23 protein-coding genes and 1 riboswitch are annotated in these 22894 nt (G+C 65.1%); of the genes, 15 read left to right on the forward strand and 8 right to left on the reverse strand.

The features are described 5' to 3' along the window. Positions 1 to 134: 134 nt before the first annotated feature. Positions 135 to 338, reverse strand: a riboswitch (cobalamin riboswitch). A gap of 176 nt (positions 339 to 514) precedes the next feature. Together Q9316_RS23155 and Q9316_RS23160 are read left to right on the forward strand one after the other, a co-directional pair. Beyond that, entirely contained in the window at positions 515 to 811 is a 297-nt protein-coding gene (locus tag Q9316_RS23155) for a type II toxin-antitoxin system TacA family antitoxin (protein ID WP_306036171.1), read from the forward strand. Continuing rightward, a complete protein-coding gene (locus Q9316_RS23160) occupies positions 808 to 1305 on the forward strand; it encodes a GNAT family N-acetyltransferase (protein WP_306036172.1) in 498 nt (165 codons plus the stop codon). Before Q9316_RS23155 ends, Q9316_RS23160 begins: the two co-directional genes overlap by 4 nt. 12 nt (positions 1306 to 1317) lie before the next feature. Here Q9316_RS23160 and Q9316_RS23165 read toward each other — a convergent pair whose 3' ends face one another. Next, the gene (locus Q9316_RS23165; RefSeq protein WP_306036173.1) at positions 1318 to 2097 is read right to left on the reverse strand and encodes a FadR/GntR family transcriptional regulator; all 780 of its coding nucleotides are present in this window, start codon (positions 2095 to 2097) and stop codon (positions 1318 to 1320) included. Between the two features lie 274 nt (positions 2098 to 2371). Between Q9316_RS23165 and Q9316_RS23170 the strand changes: the two genes are divergently transcribed. The 7 genes from Q9316_RS23170 to Q9316_RS23200 all read left to right on the forward strand — a co-directional run bounded on the left by Q9316_RS23170 (position 2372) and on the right by Q9316_RS23200 (position 10585). Further along, positions 2372 to 3343 (forward strand): substrate-binding domain-containing protein, encoded by a 972-nt coding sequence (locus tag Q9316_RS23170; protein ID WP_306036174.1) that lies wholly within the window; start codon positions 2372 to 2374, stop codon positions 3341 to 3343. Between the two features lie 119 nt (positions 3344 to 3462). Continuing rightward, entirely contained in the window at positions 3463 to 4995 is a 1533-nt protein-coding gene (locus Q9316_RS23175) for a sugar ABC transporter ATP-binding protein (RefSeq protein ID WP_371878077.1), read from the forward strand. A 12-nt stretch (positions 4996 to 5007) separates the two neighbouring features. Continuing rightward, positions 5008 to 6009, forward strand: coding sequence for an ABC transporter permease (locus Q9316_RS23180; protein WP_306036175.1), 1002 nt, complete (start codon positions 5008 to 5010; stop codon positions 6007 to 6009). 9 nt (positions 6010 to 6018) lie between these two features. Further along, a complete protein-coding gene (locus tag Q9316_RS23185; RefSeq protein WP_306036176.1) occupies positions 6019 to 6918 on the forward strand; it encodes an aldose 1-epimerase in 900 nt (299 codons plus the stop codon). A 42-nt stretch (positions 6919 to 6960) separates the two neighbouring features. Continuing rightward, on the forward strand, positions 6961 to 8598 hold the full coding sequence (locus Q9316_RS23190; RefSeq protein ID WP_306036177.1) for a GMC family oxidoreductase: 1638 nt from the start codon (positions 6961 to 6963) through the stop codon (positions 8596 to 8598). A gap of 47 nt (positions 8599 to 8645) precedes the next feature. Then, entirely contained in the window at positions 8646 to 9794 is a 1149-nt protein-coding gene (dgoD, locus tag Q9316_RS23195; RefSeq protein WP_306036178.1) for a galactonate dehydratase, read from the forward strand. 11 nt (positions 9795 to 9805) lie between these two features. Next, positions 9806 to 10585: an SDR family oxidoreductase gene (locus Q9316_RS23200; protein WP_306036179.1), complete on the forward strand. Its 780-nt coding sequence runs from the start codon at positions 9806 to 9808 to the stop codon at positions 10583 to 10585. Between the two features lie 33 nt (positions 10586 to 10618). Here the strand turns inward: Q9316_RS23200 and Q9316_RS23205 are convergent, their stop codons facing one another. Further along, on the reverse strand, positions 10619 to 10867 hold the full coding sequence (locus Q9316_RS23205) for a hypothetical protein (protein ID WP_306036180.1): 249 nt from the start codon (positions 10865 to 10867) through the stop codon (positions 10619 to 10621). A gap of 174 nt (positions 10868 to 11041) precedes the next feature. Between Q9316_RS23205 and Q9316_RS23210 the strand changes: the two genes are divergently transcribed. After that, positions 11042 to 11338, forward strand: coding sequence for a hypothetical protein (locus Q9316_RS23210; protein ID WP_306036181.1), 297 nt, complete (start codon positions 11042 to 11044; stop codon positions 11336 to 11338). A gap of 42 nt (positions 11339 to 11380) precedes the next feature. On the opposite strand, the gene Q9316_RS23215 is transcribed toward Q9316_RS23210, so the two are convergent. Genes Q9316_RS23215 through Q9316_RS23240 form a run of 6 tightly spaced genes read right to left on the reverse strand, consistent with a single transcriptional unit; the run spans position 11381 to position 16482 of the window. Then, positions 11381 to 12490 carry an amino acid ABC transporter permease gene (locus tag Q9316_RS23215; RefSeq protein WP_306036182.1) on the reverse strand — a complete coding sequence of 370 codons (1110 nt, stop codon included), beginning with the start codon at positions 12488 to 12490 and terminating at the stop codon, positions 11381 to 11383. Continuing rightward, on the reverse strand, positions 12487 to 13668 hold the full coding sequence (locus Q9316_RS23220; RefSeq protein ID WP_306036183.1) for an ABC transporter permease subunit: 1182 nt from the start codon (positions 13666 to 13668) through the stop codon (positions 12487 to 12489). The genes Q9316_RS23215 and Q9316_RS23220 overlap by 4 nt, the downstream gene beginning before the upstream one ends. 18 nt (positions 13669 to 13686) lie before the next feature. Then, complete coding sequence (locus Q9316_RS23225; RefSeq protein WP_306036184.1) at positions 13687 to 14214, reverse strand: protein-tyrosine phosphatase family protein; 528 nt, start codon at positions 14212 to 14214, stop codon at positions 13687 to 13689. Then, on the reverse strand, positions 14211 to 14783 hold the full coding sequence (locus Q9316_RS23230) for a GntR family transcriptional regulator (protein ID WP_306036185.1): 573 nt from the start codon (positions 14781 to 14783) through the stop codon (positions 14211 to 14213). The genes Q9316_RS23225 and Q9316_RS23230 overlap by 4 nt, the downstream gene beginning before the upstream one ends. Before the next feature lie 44 nt (positions 14784 to 14827). Next, complete coding sequence (locus tag Q9316_RS23235; protein WP_306036186.1) at positions 14828 to 15409, reverse strand: protein-tyrosine phosphatase family protein; 582 nt, start codon at positions 15407 to 15409, stop codon at positions 14828 to 14830. A 29-nt stretch (positions 15410 to 15438) separates the two neighbouring features. Next, on the reverse strand, positions 15439 to 16482 hold the full coding sequence (locus Q9316_RS23240; protein ID WP_306036187.1) for a transporter substrate-binding domain-containing protein: 1044 nt from the start codon (positions 16480 to 16482) through the stop codon (positions 15439 to 15441). A 364-nt stretch (positions 16483 to 16846) separates the two neighbouring features. On the opposite strand from Q9316_RS23240, the gene Q9316_RS23245 reads away from it, so the two are divergent. From Q9316_RS23245 to Q9316_RS23265, 5 genes are read left to right on the forward strand one after another with little or no spacing between them, the layout of a single operon-like run. Continuing rightward, positions 16847 to 18955 (forward strand): TonB-dependent receptor family protein, encoded by a 2109-nt coding sequence (locus Q9316_RS23245; RefSeq protein ID WP_306036188.1) that lies wholly within the window; start codon positions 16847 to 16849, stop codon positions 18953 to 18955. 16 nt (positions 18956 to 18971) lie between these two features. After that, a complete protein-coding gene (locus tag Q9316_RS23250; protein ID WP_306036189.1) occupies positions 18972 to 19955 on the forward strand; it encodes an ABC transporter substrate-binding protein in 984 nt (327 codons plus the stop codon). Positions 19956 to 19959: 4 nt separating this feature from the next. Further along, positions 19960 to 20769 carry an ABC transporter permease gene (locus tag Q9316_RS23255; protein ID WP_306036190.1) on the forward strand — a complete coding sequence of 270 codons (810 nt, stop codon included), beginning with the start codon at positions 19960 to 19962 and terminating at the stop codon, positions 20767 to 20769. Next, positions 20766 to 21518 (forward strand): ABC transporter ATP-binding protein, encoded by a 753-nt coding sequence (locus tag Q9316_RS23260; protein ID WP_306036191.1) that lies wholly within the window; start codon positions 20766 to 20768, stop codon positions 21516 to 21518. Before Q9316_RS23255 ends, Q9316_RS23260 begins: the two co-directional genes overlap by 4 nt. Next, positions 21515 to 22705 carry an NnrS family protein gene (locus Q9316_RS23265; RefSeq protein WP_306036192.1) on the forward strand — a complete coding sequence of 397 codons (1191 nt, stop codon included), beginning with the start codon at positions 21515 to 21517 and terminating at the stop codon, positions 22703 to 22705. The genes Q9316_RS23260 and Q9316_RS23265 overlap by 4 nt, the downstream gene beginning before the upstream one ends. Positions 22706 to 22894 lie beyond the last annotated feature (189 nt).

The raw sequence follows: 22894 nt of genomic DNA on the forward strand, positions 1-22894 counted from the left end.
TGCACGGTTTTTCTACCGCGGGCTGGGAGGGGTCTTGTGGGAACGAGGTTCCATGGACCGTCCGGCGACGCAGCGACATCTTCGACAATGTCACCGCTACGGACGGCCGCGCCCGGACACTCCCCGTATCCTGGCATGGGTGACCGGCACAGGCAGGTCTCCTGACTTCCGCGTCATCGCTCTCCCCGCCTTCCCGCGCTTTCGCGCAGTGGCATCATGAGGCAAGCTCGGCGGTTACAGTTGCGGGGGCAGTCACGGTCTCGGCCCCTGATGGGTAGTCCTCACCGTGTTCCCTTTTCATCCGTCGTGCTGACGGAACCTGTTCCGAAAACAAAGCTTATCGGCGGCCGAGAAGCCGGGTCAAGGGGCATTCGGCTGTACCCACAGATCGAAAGGGCGCATTTATCAAGTGAGCGGCGATTGCGAAGCGAAGGCGGACGTAAAGACAGCGTCATTACGTCACTTGTAAGGACGATGTCGTTACGCTATGGTGTGTGCCGATAGGAGTTTACCCATGCCGATATCGCAATCCCGGAAAAATCCCGACGCCAGCGTGCCGTTGAATATTCGCATCAAGCCGGCAACCCGTAACCTGATCGATCGCGCCGCCGAACTGCTTGGCAAGACGCGCACGGACTTCATGCTGGAAGCTTCAGAGCGCCGCGCCGAAGAGGTATTGCTGGATAGGACGATTTTCACGGTCAGTCCCGACGTCTATGCCGAATATCTCGCCCGGCTCGATGCGCCCGCGCAGCCTAACGAGCGATTGAAGCGCATGATGACGACAAAAGCGCCATGGGACGAGGCGTGAGCCTCAGCGCTCCAGCGCCGCTGGCCGACGACCATGATTTGGCGGCATTCAATTCCGGCGTTCATGAACTGGACGATTGGTTGCGCCGCCGCGCCCGCGCAAACCAGGCGAGTGGCGCCTCGCGCACATTCGTGGTGTGCGGGGCAGGGCGCGTCGTCGCCTATTATGCGCTTGCCTCCGGCGCGGTGAAGCATCCGGCAGCGCCCGGCCGTCTCCGGCGCAACATGCCCGATCCGATTCCGATTACCGTCCTCGGCCGGCTCGCCATTGACAGGGACTATCAGGGGCGCGGCATCGGCAGGGCATTGGTGCGGGATGCAAGCCTGCGCCTGCTCAATGCTGCAGAAATCCTCGGAATTCGCGGTGTGCTGGTCCATGCGATTTCGCAGGATGCGCGCGCCTTCTACGAGGCGGTCGGCTTCCTGCCGTCACCGTCCGATCCGATGATGCTGATGGTTGGGCTGCGCGACCTGAGCCACGCACTGAATGCCTGACTGCGTTCTCGGTCACGTCTCCATATCCGGCTTGCGCGCTTTTCGAAGGGCGTCCGTGATTTCGCTTCTGGCAACGCCGATCAATTGCTCCATCGCATAGCGCGCGGCATCGGGGCGGCGCATGCGGATGGCTTCCAGGACGTCCTGGTGCTTGAGGATCGCCTGTTCGTGGGATTGGCTCGCCCGATTGGTGAGGCGGAAGCTCGCGAGCAGCGCCGCCCTGATGGCGGTGGCGAATTGCCGGTAGACCCAGTTACCGCTCGCGTTGATGATCGCGGTGTGGAACTCCAGGTCGGCGCGGCTCCATTCCTCGTTGTCGCGCGAATTGGCTTCCACCATGTCCTCGAAGGCTTTCGCGATCTGGGAAAGCTGGCGTGCGCTGGCATTGGCTGCCGCCTGCGCAGCCGCGGCCGGCTCCAGCAACTGGCGGGCATCGATCAGGGATGTGTAGAAATTCTCGTCGGCGCCGACCGTCAGCATCACGTCCAACACCAGCGGATCGAGATAGTTCCAGTTCTCCCGGGGAAGCACGATGGTGCCCGCCCGCGTGCGCGAGCGCACCATGCCGAGCGCCGACATATACTGCATTGCTTCGCGCAGGCTCGTCCGGCTCACGCCGAACGTTTCGGTCAGCTCAGCCTCGTTCGGCAGGGTGGATCCTTCCACCATGTCGCCGGTGACGATGTTTTGCACGATCTGCCGCAGCAGCGCCTCGCGCACGCTGCGCTTGCCGCGCTCGGCGATGGGGTCTCCGTCCTGCGTCAATGCGCGTGCCGTTCGAGTCGCCGTCACTCCGTTCCTCCTCATATTCGCGGGGCGCAGATTTCCGCCACTTTGCCGCCCGGTCAAGCGCCAGCCATCATGCGCTTTAAATACTATTTATTGCCCCGTGTTTATCGCATAATCGAGGAACTTACCAGCAGGAGGCTTCAAAATCATCGATCAGGAAAAAATAAATCGTATTTATATTGACATTCATATGACGTAGATTAGGGTGCCCTTCATCGTGAGGAGGCTGCTGGTGGCTTACTCCCTCACGCCCCATATCAATTTACGGGAGGAGCACATGAAGTTCATCGCCAAGGCTGCGCTCGTGACGCTTGCTGCGTTCACGGCATCCGCCTCATTCGCGCAGGACAAGGATCTCAAGGTCGGCGCCATCTACATGGACGCGCAGGGCTTCTATGCCGGCGTGCGCAAGGGCATCCAAGACGGCGCGAAGGATGCCGGCCGCAAGCTCGAAGTCATCGAAACCAATGCGCAGGGCGACGTCAGCAAGGAATCGTCCTTCATCGACTCGCTGATCTCGGCCGGCGTTCAGGCCATCATCGTCTCGCCGGTCTCGGCGGACGGTTCGTATCGCGCGATCCGCCGCGCTCACGATGCGGGCATTCCCGTCGTGTGCTACAATACCTGCCTCAGCGAAAACGACATGAAGGAATATGTCTCCGCCTATGCGGTCGGAGACCCCTACCAGTTTGGCCACAAGCTGGGTGATGCGGCCGCGGAATACTTCATTGCGGAAAAGAAGGATGCGCCGACGATCGCCGTGCTCAACTGCGAATTCGTCGAAGTCTGCGTGACGCGCCGCAAGGGCTTCGAGGAGGCGTTGTTCGCCAAGGTTCCGGGTGCGAAGATCGTCGACAACCAGGAAGGCGCGGTGCTCGACAAGGCGGTTTCCGTGGCCAGCACCATGCTGTCCTCGCATCCCGATCTCGATGCCTTCTTCGGCGAGGCGGGCGGCGCCACCCTCGGCGCGGCACGCGCCGTCAAGAGCCAGGGCCGTGTCGGCAAGACCGTCGTCTTCGGTGGCGACATGACGACCGAGATCGCGCAGGAAATGGCTGATTTCAGCGTCATCAAGGCCGTCGTCGACATTTCCGGCCAGGGTCTTGGCAAGCTCGCGCTCGACCAGGCGATCAAGTCGATCGACGGCAATGCGCCGGCGGATATCAAGGTCCCCTACGACATTGATCTCTACAAGAGTGCGGAAGACGGCAAGGCCTGGCTCGAGGCTCACGCCGACGGTATTCCCTGACCTCCCAAGCCGGCGGTAGAATACCGCCGCCGCGATGAAGCCGGCCGGTGTCCGTCAAGGATATCGGCCGGCGCCACCGCACAGGTTCCGGCATGTCAAGAATCCAAGCAGGCCCCGTCATGACCCAAACCGCAAGCAAGCCCGGCATCGAGCCGGCCATGGGCGCGATCGCCGCGCTCGAAGGCTGCACCAAGCGCTATCCCGGCGTGCTGGCGCTCGACAATGCCACGTTCCGTGTCGCCCCCGGCGAGGTGCGCGCGCTTCTCGGCAAGAACGGCGCGGGCAAATCCACGCTGATCCGGCTGCTCACGGGCGCCGAGGTTCCCGATTCCGGCACGGTGACGATTGCCGGCGCGGCTCTCGTGCAGGGCGGGTCGGCCCGCGCGCAGGAAGCCTTTTCCCGCGGCGTGCGCGTCGTCTACCAGGAACTCAGCCTGGTTCCCGGCATGTCCATCGCCGAAAACCTCTTCCTCGGCCGCTGGCCAAGGCAGGCAGGCATCCTCGACTATACCGGCATGGAAGCCGAAGCGCGTGTCGCCATGCAAAGGCTCGGCCTGGACATGCGCCCCTCCGATCCCGTAGCGGGCCTCAGTCCCGCCGAACGTCAGTTGGTGGAGATCGCGCGTGTCCTGCTCGGCAAGCCGAAACTCGTCATCCTCGACGAGCCGACCAGTTCTCTCGCCGCCGCCGAGGCGGAAAAGGTGATGACGGCGGTCCAGCGCATCGCGGCGGATGGCATCGCCGTCATCTATATCAGCCATCGCATGAACGAGATCCGGCAAATCGCGCGCTCGGCGACGATCATGCGCGATGGCCGCATCATCGATACTGTCGATGTGGCCGGCGCCGACACCCGCGAGATCGTGCGGCTGATGCTCGGCTCCGAAGCCACCCAGTCCGCGGCGCTCGAAACGAAAGCGCGCGAGAAGATCATTCTCGACGTCGCCGACCTCGCGCTTGCCCCGAAGCTCAATTCGATCTCCTTCCGCCTGCGCGAAGGCGAAGTGCTCGGCATCGCCGGATTGCTTGGGGCAGGGCGGACGGAGCTTCTGCAGGCCATCATGGGCGTGCGCCCATTCGAGCGCGGCCGCATCGCAGTCGACGGGAAGGCCGTCGGCCGGCCGGGTTATCGAGCCATGCTCAAGCGGGGCTTCGGCTATACGCCCGAGAGCCGCAAGGAAGAGGGCATCGTGCCGCTTCTCGGCGTCGACGAGAACACCGTCGTGACCGATTTTTCGGCCGTCAGCAGGAGAGGCGTTCTTTCGGCGCGGCGGATTGCGGAGGCGACCCGCAAGGTGATCGCGCGTCTGCACGTCAAGACCGCCAGCACCGAGACGCCGATCGGATCGCTTTCCGGCGGCAATCAGCAGAAGGTCGTCATCGGGCGCTGGGTGCACGCCGACAGCCGTATTCTCCTCCTGGACGAGCCGACCCGCGGCGTCGACGTGGAGGCGAAAGCGCAAATCTACGCGATCATCCGGCAGCTTGCCGCCGAAGGCCGCAGCGTCATCTTCGTTTCCAGCGAGATCGAGGAACTGCCGCTCGTCTGCGACCGCGTTCTGGTGCTGCGCGAGGGCAGGCTCCAGGAAGAATTCACATCCCCCAATATCGATCAGGACGCCGTCATGGCAGCCTGCATCGCCGGTCATTGACGGAGACCAATGATGTCCAACGACCAGGCAATCCAGAGCGCAACGACCGCGGCGCGCCGCCGCCGCGGCTTTTCGCAGCATATGAACGAAGTCAGCCTCTTCGTCGCCATCGCCGTGCTCTACGTGGTGTTCACCACGACGGCCAACGGCTTCATGAGCTTCAACAACCAGATCAACATCCTGCGTGACGCGGCCACGATCGGCATTGCGGCCTGGGCGGCAACGCTGATCATCATTTCCGGCGAGATCGACGTCAGCGTCGGCCCCATGGTGGCGTTCATCTCCGTCGCGCTCGCCTACCTGTTGCAATGGGGCATTCCGACGCCGCTCGCCTTCGCGCTGGCCATCGTGATCGGCGCGGCGCTTGGCTCAATTGCCGGCATCCTGCGCGCCTATTTCGACGTCCCGTCCTTCGTCGGCACGCTCGGCCTGTGGAGCGCGCTGCGCGGTACCGCCCTTTTCGTCACGGATGCACTTCCGGTCTCGATCGGCCGCAACGATATCGTCGACATGCTCGACCGCCCCGTCCTCGGCATTCCGCCGGCGGCGATCATCATGCTGCTGCTTTTTGCCGTCTTCGCCTTCGTCAGCCGCAAGACGGCTTTCGGCCGCTCGGTCTATGCGATCGGCGGCAACCCACAGGCCGCCTTCCTGTCCGGCATCAGCGTCTCTCGTATCCGTGTGATGCTGTTTGCGATCGCCGGCGCCATGGCTGCCGTCTCCGGCATCCTGCTGCTCTCCCGCCTTGGATCGGGCAATGCGACGGCTGCCAGCGGCCTGGAGTTCGACGTCATCGCGGCAGTCGTCGTCGGCGGCACGGCGCTGTCCGGCGGGCGCGGCTCCATGCTGGGCACGCTGCTCGGCGTGCTTGTCATCACGCTTATCGGCAACGGCCTGGTATTGCTCGGCATCAATCCGTTCTTCCAGCAGGTCGTGCGCGGCCTCATCATCGTCGTGGCTGTGCTCGCCAATATCCAGGCGATCAAGCGCGGCGCGGCGCGTAACAAGGGCTGAGGGAAGGCCATGACGGTCATCGCCATCGGAAATGACGGGCTGACAGCCCGGATCTCCATTGCCGGCGGCCTCGTGCTTAGCCTGTGGTGGACGCCAGAGGACGTCCGCCTTCCCCTGCTGCGACCGGCCCCGGGCGACGAGGCCGACGCGCTCGCCTCGGGCTGCTACCCGCTCGTCCCCTTCGGCAACCGGGTCCGCAACAATACGTTCCAGTTCGACGGCAGGGACTACCGGTTCGAGCCGAACACCGCGTGGGACCCGCACTACCTGCACGGCGAGGGCTGGCAGGCGGACTGGTCCGTCGCCGAAAGCAGCGAGAGCGCCGTTGAGCTCTCATTCCACCATATCGAAGGTGAAGGCACACCCTATCGCTATTCTGCAAGGCAGCGTTTCTCGGTGGAGGACGGGTCCTTCGTGCTCACGCTTGCCGTGACAAACCAGGGCGATGCAGCCTTGCCGTTCGGTCTCGGCTGGCATCCCTATTTCCCCATGACGCCGGAAACGACACTTCTTGCCCCCGCCCGTAAATACTGGACCGAGGTTGAAGGCTGGTTGCCCGGCAACGCCGTCGATATTCCAGAGGACGTGGATTTTCGCGCGCCGCGCGGCTTGCCGCATCGATGGGTCAACAACGGCTTCGAGGACTGGTCCGGCGAGGCCCGCATCGACTGGCCGGAGCGCGGCGCGCGCCTGACACTTGCCGCCGACCCGCTGTTTCGCCACGCCTTCGTCTTCGTTTCCGATACCGCCTTCGATCCGGCGTTCCAGCGCGATTACTTCTGCTTCGAGCCGATGTCGCACCTGGCGAACGGCCATAACCTGCCGGGCCTTGGCGGCCTGCGCGCCCTGCAACCTAACGAAACGCTGGCGGGCAGCGTCCGCATGACGCCGTCCCTGCTGCCTGAATGAACTGAGAATGCCGACGATCGACGTGCGGCTGGAGAAGTCTTGATGTCCCAAGAGACACGGTATGACTACATCATCGTCGGGGGCGGCAGCTCGGCCTGCGTCGTGGCGGCACGGCTCGTGAAGGATGCGCGCGCCCGCGTCCTCATTCTCGAGCGCGGCCCGCGCAAGGCCAGCCCGATCATGCATTTCCCGGCCGGCTACATGAAGTTCCTTGCCAAGGATACCTATCTTTCGATGCACCACACCGCCCCACAGCCGCAGCTGAACGGCCGCGGGCCGATCGTGCCGCAGGGCAAGGTTCTTGGCGGCGGCAGCACGGTCAACGCGATGGTCTACATGCGCGGCCAGGCGGCGGACTACGACCGCTGGAACGCGACGATCACCGCGCCGGGCTCGGCAAACGACGGCGCCTGGTCCTACCGGGATCTCCTGCCCTACTTCAAGGCGCAGGAGGACAACGACCATCTCGCCGGCGAATTCCATGGCGTCGGCGGTCCGCTGAAGATCTCGAATCTCGGCCATACCAGCGCGATGACGCGCACCTACATCAAGACCCTGCAGGATATGGGCATCCCGTGGAATCCGGACTTCAACGGGGCGGAGCAATTCGGCGTCGGGCTGATGCAGCACACGATCGACTGGCAGACGCGCCGGCGGTGCAGCGCGGTCGATGCGTTCCTTGCGCCCGTGATGGACGACCCGCTGCTCACCATCGAAACGGAAGCGACCGTCACGCGCCTCGTGCTCGAAGGCGGGGTCGTGACCGGGGTCAACTATCGGCAGGGCGGGGCCGACAGGACCGCCCGGGCCGGCGTCGAGGTCATCCTGGCGGCCGGTGCCTACCAGACACCGAAACTCCTGATGCTCTCGGGGATCGGCCCGGAGGAGGAACTCGCCCGGCACGGTATTCGTACCGCGGTGGCGCTGCCCGGCGTCGGCCGGAACCTCCAGGACCATTACGAGTGCCCCGTCGTCGCCACCACGAAGGGCGCGTTCGGCTATTACGGGCAGGATCGCGGCTGGCCGATGATCAAGGCCGGTCTGCAATACCTGCTCTTCAAGTCCGGTCCGGTGACCACGACGGGCGTGGAAACCTGCGCCTTCTACGATCCTGACGGCAACAATGCCGAGCCGACCATCCAGATGTTCTGCGTTCCGACGGTCTATCTCGACCGCGACGTCATGGGCACCGACCCGGGCGACGGCGTCACCATCAATTCGCTTCTGCTGCGGCCGAAGGCGCGCGGCGTCGTCACGCTTTCCTCGGCAGATCCGTCGGCCGATCCGATCGTCGATACCGGCATCTTCAATCATCCGGACGATCTTCGCCTGACGATCGCGGGCTTCCGGTTCGCCCGCTCGGTGCTCGCCGCCACGCCGTTGCGCGATCTCATCGAGCGCGAGATCTTTCCGGGCACGGACGTGACCAGCGACGAGGCGATCGGCGAACATTGCAAGCGCACCGTCAAGACCGGCTATCACCCGGTCGGAACCTGCAAGATGGGCCATGACGGCGACGACATGGCCGTGCTCACGGCCGATCTGAGAGTGCGCGGCGTGCGCAACCTGCGCGTCGTCGACGCCTCCATCATGCCGACCATCGTCAGCGGCAATACCAATGCCGCGGTGCTGGGCGCCGCCGCCAAGGCTGCCGACCTCATTCTCAAGGGCGCTGCCTAGATGCGGTTCTGCAGCATGAAAGCCCAGCCAGACAGGAAACCGGCTCCATGAAGATCACGAAACTGACGACCTACATCGTGCCGCCGCGCTGGCTCTTCCTGAAGGTGGAAACGGACGAGGGCATCGTCGGCTGGGGCGAGCCGGTGGTGGAAGGCCGTGCGCTGACGGTGGAGGCGGCGGTGCACGAACTGTCGGACTATCTCGTCGGCAAGGATCCGCTGCTGATCGAGGATCACTGGCAGGTCATGTACCGCGCCGGCTTCTATCGCGGCGGTGCGGTCCACATGTCGGCCATCGCCGGCATCGACCAGGCGCTGTGGGACATCAAGGGCAAGGCCTATGGCCAGCCGGTCCATGCGCTGCTCGGCGGCCAGGTACGCGACAGGATCAAGGTCTATTCGTGGATCGGCGGCGACCGGCCTTCCGACGTCGCCAACAATGCCCGCGAGGTCGTGGCGCGCGGCTTCAAGGCGATCAAACTCAACGGCGCCGAGGAGATGCAGATCGTCGATACGCATGACAAGATCGATGCCATCGTCGAGACCATAGGAACCGTGCGCGATGCGGTTGGCCCCTATATTGGCATCGGGGCGGATTTCCACGGCCGTGTGCACCGGCCGATGGCCAAGGTGCTGGCGAAGGAACTCGAACCGTTCAAGCTCATGTTCATCGAGGAGCCGGTGCTTTCGGAGAACCGTGAGGCGCTGAAGGAGATCGCCAACCATTGCTCGACGCCGATCGCCCTCGGCGAACGGCTCTATTCGCGCTGGGACTTCAAGTCGGTGCTGTCGGACGGCTATGTCGACATCCTCCAGCCGGACCTGTCGCACGCCGGCGGTATCACGGAATGCCGCAAGATCGCGGCGATGGCCGAGGCTTACGACGTGGCGCTGGCGCCGCATTGCCCGCTCGGCCCGATCGCGCTCGCCGCCTGCCTGCAGGTCGATGCCGTCAGCCACAACGCCTTCATCCAGGAACAGAGCCTCGGCATCCACTACAACAAGGGCAACGACATCCTCGACTACATCTCCAACAAGGAGGTACTGCACTATGCGGACGGTTTCGTGTCGATCCCGCAGGGTCCGGGCCTCGGCGTCGAGGTGGACGAGCAGTATGTCATCGAGCGGGCGAAGGAAGGCCACCGCTGGCGCAACCCCGTCTGGCGGCATGAGGACGGCAGCGTCGCCGAGTGGTGAGGAGAGCGGACATGGCAGGACGTCTTGACGGAAAACGGATCGTCGTCACCGGGGCGGCGCAGGGCATCGGCCTTGCCATTGCCGAGGTCTTTCTTGCGGAAGGTGCAAGCCTCTTCCTGATCGACCGCGACGGCGATCTGCTGGCGAGCGAGGCCGGACGGCTGGGCGCAGCCGGCGGCAGGGTCGGCCATGCGGCGGCTGACATTACCGATGAGGCAGCGATCGAACGGGCCATGGCGGCGGCGGCGAAGACGATTGGGCAGCCGAACGCGCTGGTCAACAATGCCGGCGTCAACGTATTCTCCGAGCCCTTGAGCCTGTCCGATGCCGATTGGCAGCGCTGCTTCGACATCAACCTCAAGGGCGCGTGGAACTGTAGCAAGGCCGTGCTGCCGGGCCTGATCGAGGTGGGCGGCGGTGTTATCCTCAATATCGCCTCCACCCACGCCTTCACTATCATTCCGCATACCTTTCCGTATCCCGTCGCCAAGCATGCGCTGCTCGGCATGACCAAGGCCCTGGGCCTCGAATATGCGGGGCAGGGCGTGCGCGTGAATGCGCTGGCGCCGGGCTATGTGCGCACCCAGAAGGTGGTGGACTACTGGAACAGCTTCCCCGATCCCGTCGCGGCGGAGGCCGAAACGATGAAGCTTCATCCCGGAGGGCGCATCGCGTCACCCGAGGAGATCGCCAGGGCCGCCCTCTTCATGATCTCGGACGAATGCCCCTTCATGAACGCCACCTGCCTGACGGTCGATGGCGGCCTGACGGTCCTGCACCATCCGGGCTGAGCAGCGAAAGGTCGTGGTCCCCGACGCCGGTGGTCAAGGTACTCCCAGTATCGCAAGGACGGCGGTCGGCAGAAGAGCCTTTGCCTTGACCCCGTCGGCCGCAGTGAGGACCAGCTCTCCCTCTCCCCACATGTCGTATTCCATTTCCACGCGCAGGCCGTCCCGTTCCAGCAGGGCCCACGAATGGTCGAGGCCACCGCCCATGTCGAGTGACCATCCCTGCTCGCGCAGCGCGGATATCGCCTCGTACCAGACGTCCTTGGAAATACCAGAAAAGTGCATTCGTTCGGACACTTTCACCACCTGCGCCAGAGCATCGCGAGTGTTTCGCTAGCAATGCGTATCCCGAGGGGGCCATGTATTTCGCACCGTGGCCGTGACATTCTTGACGCCATTGCGAATATCGGGTCCACCAGTCGGAAACCATTTGCACATCGCGGCCGCGAAAGGAATACGATGCGCTTTCTCCTCATTCTTGGCTCGCTGATCGCTGGAACGATCGCCGGCATCTATCTGTTCGGGATGATCTGGCGCACCACTGCCCCGGAAGGAACAACAGCCATGGTCGTCGGGGGAGGCACACCGGTCCTGCTCGGGGCTTTGACGTTTCTCGGCACGAAGGCGGCGGACGGGCAGCGACCGAGCCTCGGCAACCCGCGCACATGGTTTGCCCTCTTGGGAATAGCGGCGGCAGCGGCCGGGCTCTTCGTGCTCTTGATCGCGGCGCTTTTCCTGGTCGTGCAGCGCGGCTAGCCATCCGCCTTTACACGCTGATCAGACCGTTCGTTCACCACCTCAGCGGGAAGCCTTGAGGTCCCGGCTTCGGCCCTTGGCTGCCCGCGCGGCGAGACGCCGGCCGATCCAGGAGAGGTAAGCGCAGGAGATGAGGAACCAGGCGCCGACGAACACATAGGCCTCCAGCGCCTGGTTTCCCCAGGCGACGTCGCTGAAGGCCATGCGGGCGGTGGCGCTGAGGTCGTGCAGGCCGAGGATCACGACAAGGGACGTGTCCTTGTAGGCGCCGATCGTGCTGTTAACGAGAGCGGGCATCGCCCGCTCGATGGCCTGCGGCAGGAGCACGAGGCGGGCCGTCTGCCAGAAACCGAGGCCGAGCGAGGAGGCCGCCTCGTGCTGCCCCGCGGGCAACGCCATCAGGCCGCTGCGCACATCCTCCGCAAAATAGGCGGCGTGGAAGAAGACCAGTGCGATGAGCACCGCGACGATCGGGTCGATCGCAATACCCCTGGGCAGGGTCAGCGGCAGCACGAAGACGCCGACGAAGAGCAGCGTCACCATCGGCACGCCGCGCATGATCTCGACATAGGCGCCTGCGGCGCGGTGCAGCAGTCGATGGCGCGTCTGATAGCGGGCAAGCGCCAGCAGAACGCCGACCGGCAGCGCCAGGGCGAGCGCGATGGTCGAGAGGATGAGAAGGATCGGCAGGCCATTCCACCTGTTGGCATCGACCGGAACAAGGCTGAGCACGCCGCCGCCCATCAGCACGAAGGATGCGGCCATGCCGGCGAGCCAGAGCGCGGCAAAGAGGCGAATGTCCGGCCAGCGTCCGCTGACGGCCATCTGGCCGGTAGCAATGGAGAGGCCAAGCAGCAGGAGCGAGACCAGCATCGGCCGCCACTGCTCATCGAATGGATAGGTGCCGAAGAGAATGAAGCGGGATTTTTCCGCCCAGAAGGGCCAGCAGGCACCGGCCGCCTCGGCGCAGGCGGCAGGGTCGGCGAAAGGCGGCACGGCGGCAAGCACAAGCCAGTCGGCGACGATCCAGAGGATGGCGAGGGCGAGGCCGCCGCTTGCCAGCGACAGGAGACTGGAGCCCGGCCGGGAAAGCTGTCGTCGCAGCCAGGCCGGGGCTCGGCCGTTTGCAACAGGCTGGATGTCCGCGTTCATCGCGACCCCCGTCCTTCCCGGGCGCGGATGCGCGCGCTCCAATGGTTCAGCGCGCCGGTGAGCGCAAGGCAGAGCAACAGATAGATCGACATGGTGATCAGCATGGTTTCCAGCGGCCGGAAGGTCTGGTTGATCGCCGTGCCCGCGACGGACATGAGGTCGGAATAGCCGACGGCGATGGAGATCGACGTGTTCTTCAGGAGATTGGCGAACTGGTTGTTAAGGGGTGGGACGACGGTTCGCAGCACCTGCGGCACGACGACGAGACGGGTCGTCTGGCCGCCCTTGAGGCCGAGCGCCGCGGCAGCCTCGATCTGACCGTTCGGCACGGCCTCGATACCGCCGCGCAGCACCTCGGCGATCTGGGCGCCGTGATAAAGGCCGAGTGCGAGCGCCACCACGCAGAACTGGATGGAGAGGGCGACGCCGCCCTTGACCGAGAAGCCTTCCAGCGCCGGCCAAGATAGATCGAGCGGCGCGCCGAGCGCAACGGCGAGCACCGCCGGCACGGCGATGGAAAGGGCAAGGGCGACCGGCCACACGGGCGCGCGACGGCCGACGATGGCCTGTCGGCGAGTGACCCGGCGGACCCACAGCCAGACGAGGAGCGGAACGAGCAGCAGGCAGGCGATGAGCCAAAGCGTGTTGCGCGGATCCTCCGAAAGCCATGGCAGGTAGATCGCCCGATTGGAGATCGTGAAGGGACCGAGCACTAAGGCCTGCCGGATGGCCGGCAAGCCATTCACCGCGGCGACGAAGATGACCAGCAGGACCAGGATTTTCGGCAGGTTGCGAAACAACTCGACATAGGCGAGCGCGAAGAGCCGCGCAAGCGGCGCCTTGCTGACGCTGAGAAGGCCGAGCAGCAGGCCGGCGAGGGAAGCGATGACGAGGCTCGCCACGGCGACGACGATGGTGTTGGCAAGGCCGGCGAGGATCGCACGCAGATAGCTGTCGTTCGCGCCGTAGGGAATGAGCGTTTCGCTGAGGTCGAATCCGGCCTGCTGGGTAAGGAAGGCGAAGCCCGGCTCGATGCCGGCCGCCAGCATGTTGGAATGAACGTTGTAGGCGATGAGGGCGAAGGCCGCGAGGATCGCAAGGCCGACGCCGATATCGGACCAGGAAACGGCAGGTCCCGTCCGGGGCGGACCGTCCTGCGCAGCGTGAGGAGTTTGCAAGTTCTGGTCCATGGCCGTTCAGGGGTTCGTTTCTGCCAGGTGGCTTGGCCGGGTGGGGGCTTGGAAACGGTCTACCAAAGCCTTCTGCGCCTCTGTCTCCGGTCCGGATCCGGCGCTGGCGACAAGCGCCGTGGCCTCCACCGTCTTGAGACCAAGGGCGCGCAGGATGCAGATGGCGACGGTGCCGGTGCGGCCGATACCGGCCGCGCAATGCACGAAGACCCTTCCACCGCCTGACAGATGCCGCGCCGCTTCATCGGCAAGGGCGGAGAGGCTGGCTTCATCCGCGGGAATGCCGAAATCCGCGATCGGGAAACGGGCAATGGCGATGTCCATCTCGCCGCCGAGGGCAGTCGCATAGGACGGCGCCTTCTCCTCGATTTCCGCAAGCGGCGTGAGGCTGACGATGCGAGTGATTTTTTGTGCCCGCAGATCGTCCATATCGTCGCCGAACGGGCGCAGCCGGCCGGGCATCGGGCCGAGCCAAAGGGCGCCGGCAATGCCGTGCGGCAGCCGGACGGCGCGCAGGAAAGGTGTTTCGCTCATGCGGTTTCCGCTGCAAGGCCGGCAAGAAGGGCGGTTGGCGTCTGCGCTGCCGAAACGGCCGCGACGGTTGCGCGCAGCGCCGAAAAGGCGGCATCGATATCCTCGCGCGCTGCCTGCATGCGCCAGCGGATCACCCGCCAGTGCAGGGCGGCGTGGGCCTCTGCGGCGATCGGGTCCTGCACCAGACCGGAGACGAGATCGAGGAACTGGGTGCGGATGGTGAAATAGCTTGCGAGTGGCGTCTCGCCGGGATTGGCCGTGAGCTCGGTGATCGTGGCGAGCTGGATGCGGGTGGGCATGGCGAACGCCGGCACGCAGCAGCGCGTGCAAAGTCGCAGCATGTCCGACAGCATGGAAAAATGCAGATCGCGCTGGGCGGGGTCGAGCGTGCTTACCACCGTGCCGACGCCGGAGCGCGTTTCGAGGAGATGCTCGAAGGAGAGCCGCTGCAGGACCTGGCGGATCGGCGTGCGGCTGACGCCGAATTCCTGCGCCAGCTTGCCCTCGTGCAACATCATCGGCGTGTCGGGATGGGTGGTGCAAATGCGGAAGCGCAGTTCCTGCAGCATATCTTCCGAACGGGGCGGACCGGATCTCGATATTTGCGGTAAGCTCACGCTTTTACCTTTCCATTCGCTTGGCGCGCATCCGCGCGGCCGTTGTCATGAACATGCAGCCAGGCTTCCTGAAGGGGACTTTCGACCGATTCCGGAAAAGCCTCGCGTATGGTCGACAGGGCCTCCTCGACCGAAAGGCCCCGCCTGTTGAGAATATGGGCTGCGGCCAGGCCGCTTCGACCGGCGCCGTAGCTACAGCACAGCGCAACAGCATGCCCGGCGGCAAGCAGCGCCGAAATCCGCCCGTCGAGCCGTTGCCAGGCCCGCATCCATGAAGGTCCGGGGGCCGCGAAATCGTCGATCGGCAGCGCGGCAAACGCCATGCCGGCCTGTTTGACCTTCCCGCGCAGCATTGCCCGGAAGCGGGGAGGGCAATCGCTGTCGCGCGCCAGGAAGAGGAAGAGGCCGGCCCCACGGGTGGCGAGCGCTGCCAGCGTCTCGTCGATGCCGGCCGGATCGACCCAGGCATCGCCTCGATGGTCGATGGTTACGCCGGGTGCGCCGAGGGTCACCAGACGCCCGCCGCCGGGGCAATCGACGGTGGCGCGGATGGATTTGGGATCGTCGATATCCGCCACGCCGCCTCTCCTCCGTCTGGCCGTCAGCCTCACCGTATCGGATAGGCGTACATCAGGCCACCTTTGCTGGCGGACGCGTTCTGACTGCCCTCGCGTTTCAGATTGAAGGGCGTCGCGGGACCGAGATGGCGATCGAATACCTCGCCGTAGGAGCCAACCTGCTTGATAACCTGATAGGCCCAGTCGGCGGGCAGTTTCATCTTGGCGGCCATGTCGGCGGTCGCGCCGTCCTTGGCGAAGAGACGCTGCACGGCTTTCGGCTGCTTGTCGAGATCGGCGATGGCGGCATCGACATTGGTCGAATTGATGCCGAGTTCATCGGCATTCAGCATGACCTGGAAGGCCCAGCGCACCGCTTTTTCCAGCGTTTCGTCCGGCTGTGTCGCCAGTGTCAGCGGTTCGGCCGAGATGACGTCCGGCAGCAGTTCGTAATCGTCGGGATTGTTGGCGAGGCGCCGATCGGCGGCCAGCGCCGTCATGTCGGAGGCATAGGCGTCGCATTTGCCGGCGAAGAAGGCCTGCAGACGCGCCGTCTTGTCGGCGATGTTCTCGACCTTGTAGTCGAGACCTTCGGCGGCGAACCAGTCGGCGATGTTGAGCAGCGTCGTCGAACCGTCCTCGGCGCAGATCGTCGCGCCCTTCAATTCCTTGGCCGATTTCACGCCGAGCGCCTTCGGCACCATGAAGCCCTGGCCGTCATAGAAGGTCGTCGCGACGAAGGAGAGGCCGGGATCGGCCGAGCGCGTGCCGGTTTCCGTGACCGAGCGGGACGCCATATGCGCCTGCCGGGAAACGAGGCTCTTCAGCGAATCGGAAAAGCCGATGCCGCGAATGTCCGCCTTGCTCGCGTCACCAAGGATCGCTGCCGCCGCCATGCGGCAGAAATCGGCATTGAAGCCCTGGAAGACGCCATTGCTGTCCGGCACGGAGAAGCCCGGCGCGCTGGGGCTGACCAGGCAGACGAGCTTGCCGCCCGAGACCACCTCGTCGAAAACGGCGCCAGCCTGCGCATGGGTCGTGACAGAGAGAACGCCAGCGCAGGCAAGCGCTGCCGTGAGATAAGACCGAAGCATGATATTCCCCCTCCATGATCAGGTAGAGACAGCTATACCTGTATACATGTTCAACGTATGAGACGTTTCTCCCGCTGTCAACCGGATTGCGATGAACCGGGATGGCATACGTCGAAACGATCTGCGATGGCGTGCTTCCTTGAAGGGTTTGCGTCAGCGGCGGCGACGACAGGTGGAGATGCAGTTCAGCCCCGCGCATAAATAACATGTATAGAAAACTCAAGTTTTAGAACTTGTTTGCGCCAGCGCAAAGAGCGGCCTCGCTCGAACGTGCGATTGCCTCCGCAGGGCAATCGACAAGTGGGGCGTCAGTCAGATGGTGCGGATGGGTGGGATAGGGTTTGTGGCGGCAACGGCGTGCCTTTTGGCAGGAACCGCGCCGGCTGCCTGGGCGCAATCGGCGACGCCCGGTTCGACCACGCTGCTGGATGAGATCGTGGTCGACGGCGGCAAGTGGAGCGACACCGTCCTTAAGGCCCGGGATCGTCTTACCGCCATCCCCGGCGGCGTTGCGGCCATCGGCGGCGAGGAACTGGCGGCACGGGCGGTGCCGACGCTTTCGGAAGCGCTGGCGCTCGTGCCTGGTGTCGTCGTGCAGCGTTTCTTCGGCGGGAACGACCAACCGCGCGTGCAAATCCGCGGCTCAGGCCTACAACAAAATCCGGTCGAGCGCGGCATGCTCGTCCTGAAGGATGGCCTGCCGATCAACCGGGCTGACGGCTCTTACATCGTGGGTCTTGCCAATCCCGGTCAGGCGAGCCTGATCGAGATCTATCGCGGCTATACTGCCAACCGGCTTGGCGCGAGCGTGCTCGGCGGGGCGATCAACTTCGCTTCCCCGGTCGAGGCGGGAACGAGCGTTTCCGCCGGTGGCGGCAGCTTCGGCGCGGCGGAAGTGTCCGCCCGCACCGGCTTCGACGGTGATCGTTTCGCCGGCGGCTTCTTCGTCGACAGCAGCCGCCGTGACGGTTTCCGCCGGCACAACGGCTCCCGCCGCACGAGCGTCGGCGGCACGGTCGAAGCGGAGATTTCCGATATCGTCACAACGCGCGCCTTCATCGGCTATACCGATCTCGGCTTCGACGTCTCCGGCCCCCTGACGCTGGGCGCGCTGGAAGCGGACCCGACGCAGATCTCGCTCGGCCCACCGACAAGCCTCGGTCCCAATGTGGAGCGCGACCGGCCGCGCCGCGAGGCAAGCCAGTTCATCGTCGGCTCACGCACCTCGATCGTGCTGGACGACCACCTCTTCGATATCGGGCTCGGCTATACCTATACGCAGGATATGTTCCGCTTCCCCGTATCGAGCGGCGTGCGCCGCACGGATGGCGGGGACCTGACCGGTCTTCTACGCTATGCCTACCAGCCCGATGCGGACGCTCTCCTGCCGCTTTTCGAAACGACGGCGCAATACTCCGTCGGATCGGCGGAGCGGACCTACAACATCAATCGCCGGGGCGCCGACGGGCCGGCCTTCTCGAAAAACGATCTTGACGCCTCGACCCTGTCGCTTACCGCGGGGTTCAATGTGCCGATCGGCGATACGGTGACCCTGTCGCCCTCGTTTTCTTATACCCATGCGACGCGCGGCAACGACGACCTCTGGGATACGGCAACGCGCCCGCGACTGGCCTTCACGCCTGGCGGGCCTGTTCTGTCGGGCGTCGCCGCAATCGATACGAGCTATGAGCGCAGCTATCACGGCTGGTCGCCGGCGCTGGCGGCGAGCTGGCGCCCCGACAAGAGCAACCTGCTGTTTGCCGCGATCAGCCGCAGTTTCGAGCCGCCGGCCCATGACGACCTGCTGGGCACAACGGGCGGCACACCCAACGCCTCGCCGACCGGCTTTTCCACGCCCGATCTCGACGCCCAGACGGCGACCACCGTGGAAATCGGCTGGCGCAGCGACTACGATCTGTGGAAGGTGGATGCCGTTGCCTATTATTCGTGGGTGGACAACGAGCTTCTCAGCCTGCGTGACAGCAGCGGCTCGCTGCTCTCCGCCTTCAATGCCGACCGGACGATCCACGCGGGGCTTGAACTCGGCGTCTCCGGCGAGATCCTGCAGGGCCTCACGGGCCGGCTTGCCTATACGTATCAGGGCTTCCGCTTCGACAACGATCCGCTGCGCGGCGACAATCGCCTTGCCGGCGCGCCGTCCCATGTCGTGCACCTCGCGCTGCAATATGCGGTGACGGAGGACTGGGATATCGGTGCGGCCCTGCAATGGGTTCCGGCCAAGACGCCCGTCGACAACATGAACACGCTTCATGCCGATCCATATGCGGTCGTCGATCTCAAGACCGAATACCGCATCAACGAGGCATTCAGCCTCTACGGCGCCGTCACCAACGTCTTCGACAGGACCTACGCCTCCTCCACCCTGATCCTCGATCAGGCGAGCGCCGGGCAGGCCGTCTACCTGCCGGGCGATGGCCGCGGTTTCTATGCCGGCATCAAGGCGCGCTTCTGACGAAAGGACGATCGACATGACCCTTCTCAACCGCCGTGACGTTCTGGCCGGCCTCTCTGCACTGACGGTCGCGGCGCTGGCGTCGCCTTCTATCCTGAGAGCTGCCGCACCGCTCACGCTCTATGGCCCGCCGGCCGCGCCTTCCGCCGTGCTTGCCCATGCGGTCAAGGGCGGCTTCCTCAGGGATGTCGCGCCCTCGGCGGTCTTCCGGGCCTGGAAGACGCCGGACGAGATGCGCGCGGCCGTTGCCTCGGGCTCGATGGGCGCCGTGGTGATGCCGAGCTATGCGGCCGCCAACCTGCACAACCGGGGCCTCGGCCTCGGCCTTCTCAACGTGCTCACCACTGGCCTTCTCTATGTGGTCTCGAAGGATGAAAGCCTGAAGACGGTGGCGGACCTTAAGGGCAGGACGCTCGCCTTGCCGTTCAAGAACGACATGCCGGATTTCGTGATGGCGCGGCTTCTGACGAAGGCGGGATTGGGGCAGGGCGACGTGACGCTCGAATATACCGCCTCGCCGCCGGAGGCAGTGCAACTGCTGCTGACCGGCCGCGCCGATGCCGCCCTTCTCAGCGAGCCGGCGGCGACTGGCGTCATCATCAAGGCGAAATCGATGTTCATGGCCGTCCACCGCGCCATCGACATCCAGGCCGAATGGCAGGCTGTTGCGGGCACATCGGAGATCCCGCAGGCCGGTCTTGCGTTGACGGCCGAGGTGCAGCAGGCGCTCGGCGCGGCGGGAACCGACGGTTTGCAAAAGGCGATCGAGGCCGCGCTTGCCGATGCGCTTGGCGACCCCGGGGCCGCCTCTGCCGCTGTCGCGGACGCCCTCGGTTTTCCGCCGGAAATCATCGCCGCATCCTTCCCGACCAGCCATTTGAGCGCGATCCCCGCCAGCGCGGCACGCAAGACCCTCGAAGGCTTCTATGGCGTGCTGGCGGAGGCCAATCCGGCGATCATCGGCGGCAAGCTGCCGGGCGACGGTTTCTATCTGGTGTGATGCCATGAACGCTCTCCTTGTCGGCCTCGGCTGGACGGGCCGCTATCTGTGGGCCGGCTGGGCGGGCCTTGCCGGCATTTTCTGCTTTCTCGCCGTCTGGCAGGCCGGGCACGAAATTTACGGCTCCTTCGTCCTGCCGTCCCCGCCCGAAACGGCGGCGGCAATCGGCACGCTCGTGGCGCGGCCGGATTTCTGGACGATCGTCTCGCAGAGCGCCGGCCGGGCGCTTTCGGGTTTCGCGCTCGCCGCCATTATCGGCACGGCGACGGGGCTCGTCGCCGGCTATTCCTTCGCCGCCATGCGGCTGATGAAGCCGGTGGTCACCGTCATGCTGGGCGTGCCGCCGATCGGCTGGATTGTGCTTGCGCTGATCTGGTTCGGCTCCACGGGCGGAACCGCGATCCTGACCGTCGTCATCGCCTCCGCGCCGCTCTCCTTCGCGGGCGCGCTGGAAGGGGTCGCCAAACGCGACCGGCAGCTCGACATCATGGCCCAATCCTTCGGCGCCTCCTGGCTCTACCGACTGCGCACGATCACCCTGCCGCATGTGCTCTCCTATCTTTTTCCTGCTTGGACAACGACGGCCGGCAGCGCCTGGAAGGTGACGGTCATGGCCGAACTCCTCTCCAATTCCGGCGGTATCGGCGGCGAGCTTGCAACGGCGCGGGCACTCTTCGACATCCCGCTCGTCACGGCCTGGCTGGCGATCACCGTGATCCTGGCGCTCGCAACCGACTACGGCGTGCTGCATGTGGTGCGCGAGGCTGTGGAGCGCTGGCGCAGCGCCGGCCTTCCATGGGGCGTAAAGCGATGACGGAAAGCGCCACGCTGGCCTTCTCCCGCGTCGGGCATGCCTTTCTCGGGCGCAGCCTCTTTGAGGATTTCGACCTTGCCATAAGCAAGGGCGAGGCCGTTGCCCTGCTTGGTCCCTCCGGCAGCGGCAAGACGACCCTCTTGCAGATCGCCGCCGGCATCGTCGAACCTGTCAGGGGGCGGGTTTCGCGAGGATACCACCGCCAGGCCGTCGTGTTCCAGGAACCGCGCCTGCTGCCGTGGATGACGTTGACGGACAACATCGCCTACGGCCTTGCCGCGCGGGGCGAGGGCATAGCGAGACGGCGCAGGACGGCCGAACGCCTTGCTCATGCCGTCGGCCTGGAGGAGGCGGATTTCGGAAAATACCCGGCAGAACTCTCCGGCGGCATGCGGCAACGGGCGAACGTGGCGCGGGCGCTCGCCGTCGATCCCGACATGCTGTTTCTCGACGAGCCCTTCAGCGCGACGGATGTCGGCCTGCGCCGGCACCTTCAGGATCTGCTGATCGCCGCGGCGCAGGAGAAAGGTTTTTCCGTGCTGCTGGTTACGCACGACCTTGCCGAAGCCGTTCGCGTGGCGGACCGCATCGTGGTCCTCTCTGCCCGCGACGGGCGTATCGCGGCGAGCCGCGCGCTTGCCGGCCGGCCGGGCGACCGCTCGGAACGGGCCATTTTCCAGCAGGTGGAGGCGTGGTCGCGCGATCCTGTCTTCGGCGAGCTTTTTTCGGCGTCGGAGCGACTGAGATGACGGAGCGTCCCATCCTTGCCGAAGCACTGCGGCTGTTCTTTCCCCTGGCCGCCGCCCATGGCGCACTGCTGCCTTTCCTGTGGGTGATCGCGGGTGGTTATGAGTTGCCCTTCGCCGCGGACATTCCGCCCTCGCAATGGCATGCCCACGAGATGATCTTCGGCACTTACGGCATGGCGCTCGCCGGTTTCCTCGGCTCGGCCGTGCCGGAATGGACCGATACCCGCCCGGCGCGGGGCAGGACGCTGCTCTGCCTTGCCGCCCTCTGGCTGCCGGCGCGGCTGATCGGCGCGATGGGAGCGGATGTCTTGAGCCTGGTCGCCGCCGTCTTCGACCTCGCCTTCCTCCTTGCGCTTTCGATGCTGATCGGCCGGGCAATGCTTGAACGCCGCACGGCGAAGCATCTCGCCTTCCCGTTCTGGCTACTCTCCTTTGCCGCAGTGGAGGCCAGTATGCGCTATTGCTGGTTCACCCGCGATGTCGCACTTGCCGCCCGCCTCCTGGAAACGGCGGTTTGCATTTTCATCGTGATGTTTTCCCTCTCCGCCTCGCGCATCAATGTCGTGGTGATCAACCTGGCGCTAGACCCGACCGGCGAAACGACACCGTACCGACCGCATCCGGGGCGGCGTCATGCGGCCGCCGCTATGACGGTGCTCTATCTGGCCTCAGCCTTGTTCTTTCCCGAAAGCGCCGTCTCGGCTTGGCTGGCGCTGGCGGCTGGCGCCGCGTTCCTCGACCGGCTTGCCGAATGGTTCATCGGTCGTCCCGCCTTCAAGACGGAGGTCGCGATGCTGGCGCTTGGCAACGCCTTTGCCGGCGCGGGTTTCTTTGCGCTCGGCGCGACGCGCTTGGGCTTCGATCTGCCGCGTGTCGCCGGCCTACACATGCTCTCGATCGGCGCGCTCGGATGCGCGGTGATTGCCGTGCTGATCATCGCGGGCCTGCGGCATACGGGCCGCGATCTTCTCCACCTGCCCTGGCAGGCCCACGGCGCGGCCCTTCTGATGGCCGCCGCTGCCTTCGTCCGCGTTCTCCCGGAATTCGATTTCGCCTCCGGCCTCGCACCCCTGCACCACGCGGCGAGCGCGGTGCTGTGGGCCGCGAGCTTTGGCGTGTGGCTTCACGGCTTCTTCCCGATGCTCGCCACTCCAACCGTTGGCCAGGAGGAGAGTGCCTGCCATTGACGACGGAAAGACGCCTTGGCCGCGCACGGCATCACCCCGTTCCGAGACGAGAAGCCTTTATCAGATGAGTGCCCAGTCCTTCGTCTGGCGGCGGCGATACGGCCTCCGGCGGTGATGAGGTCGTCGCGGCTGCCGGATTTCGGCGCCGAGGCGAACAAGATCGCTCGGCGTCATGCCGCCCGGCGGTGT

Source organism: Shinella zoogloeoides, from assembly GCF_030733845.1.
Lineage (GTDB): Bacteria > Pseudomonadota > Alphaproteobacteria > Rhizobiales > Rhizobiaceae > Shinella > Shinella zoogloeoides_C.

What these genes read in the sequence shown, in the direction of transcription:
- Q9316_RS23155 (WP_306036171.1), top strand. Translation starts at nt 515, where the DNA reads ATGCCGATATCGCAATCCCGGAAAAATCCCGACGCCAGCGTGCCGTTG.
- Q9316_RS23170 (WP_306036174.1), top strand. Translation starts at nt 2,372, where the DNA reads ATGAAGTTCATCGCCAAGGCTGCGCTCGTGACGCTTGCTGCGTTCACG.
- Q9316_RS23175 (WP_371878077.1), top strand. Translation starts at nt 3,463, where the DNA reads ATGACCCAAACCGCAAGCAAGCCCGGCATCGAGCCGGCCATGGGCGCG.
- Q9316_RS23180 (WP_306036175.1), top strand. Translation starts at nt 5,008, where the DNA reads ATGTCCAACGACCAGGCAATCCAGAGCGCAACGACCGCGGCGCGCCGC.
- Q9316_RS23185 (WP_306036176.1), top strand. Translation starts at nt 6,019, where the DNA reads ATGACGGTCATCGCCATCGGAAATGACGGGCTGACAGCCCGGATCTCC.
- Q9316_RS23190 (WP_306036177.1), top strand. Translation starts at nt 6,961, where the DNA reads ATGTCCCAAGAGACACGGTATGACTACATCATCGTCGGGGGCGGCAGC.
- dgoD (WP_306036178.1), top strand. Translation starts at nt 8,646, where the DNA reads ATGAAGATCACGAAACTGACGACCTACATCGTGCCGCCGCGCTGGCTC.
- Q9316_RS23200 (WP_306036179.1), top strand. Translation starts at nt 9,806, where the DNA reads ATGGCAGGACGTCTTGACGGAAAACGGATCGTCGTCACCGGGGCGGCG.
- Q9316_RS23205 (WP_306036180.1), bottom strand. Translation starts at nt 10,867, where the DNA reads ATGCACTTTTCTGGTATTTCCAAGGACGTCTGGTACGAGGCGATATCC.
- Q9316_RS23210 (WP_306036181.1), top strand. Translation starts at nt 11,042, where the DNA reads ATGCGCTTTCTCCTCATTCTTGGCTCGCTGATCGCTGGAACGATCGCC.
- Q9316_RS23215 (WP_306036182.1), bottom strand. Translation starts at nt 12,490, where the DNA reads ATGAACGCGGACATCCAGCCTGTTGCAAACGGCCGAGCCCCGGCCTGG.
- Q9316_RS23225 (WP_306036184.1), bottom strand. Translation starts at nt 14,214, where the DNA reads ATGAGCGAAACACCTTTCCTGCGCGCCGTCCGGCTGCCGCACGGCATT.
- Q9316_RS23230 (WP_306036185.1), bottom strand. Translation starts at nt 14,783, where the DNA reads ATGCTGCAGGAACTGCGCTTCCGCATTTGCACCACCCATCCCGACACG.
- Q9316_RS23240 (WP_306036187.1), bottom strand. Translation starts at nt 16,482, where the DNA reads ATGCTTCGGTCTTATCTCACGGCAGCGCTTGCCTGCGCTGGCGTTCTC.
- Q9316_RS23250 (WP_306036189.1), top strand. Translation starts at nt 18,972, where the DNA reads ATGACCCTTCTCAACCGCCGTGACGTTCTGGCCGGCCTCTCTGCACTG.
- Q9316_RS23255 (WP_306036190.1), top strand. Translation starts at nt 19,960, where the DNA reads ATGAACGCTCTCCTTGTCGGCCTCGGCTGGACGGGCCGCTATCTGTGG.
- Q9316_RS23260 (WP_306036191.1), top strand. Translation starts at nt 20,766, where the DNA reads ATGACGGAAAGCGCCACGCTGGCCTTCTCCCGCGTCGGGCATGCCTTT.
- Q9316_RS23265 (WP_306036192.1), top strand. Translation starts at nt 21,515, where the DNA reads ATGACGGAGCGTCCCATCCTTGCCGAAGCACTGCGGCTGTTCTTTCCC.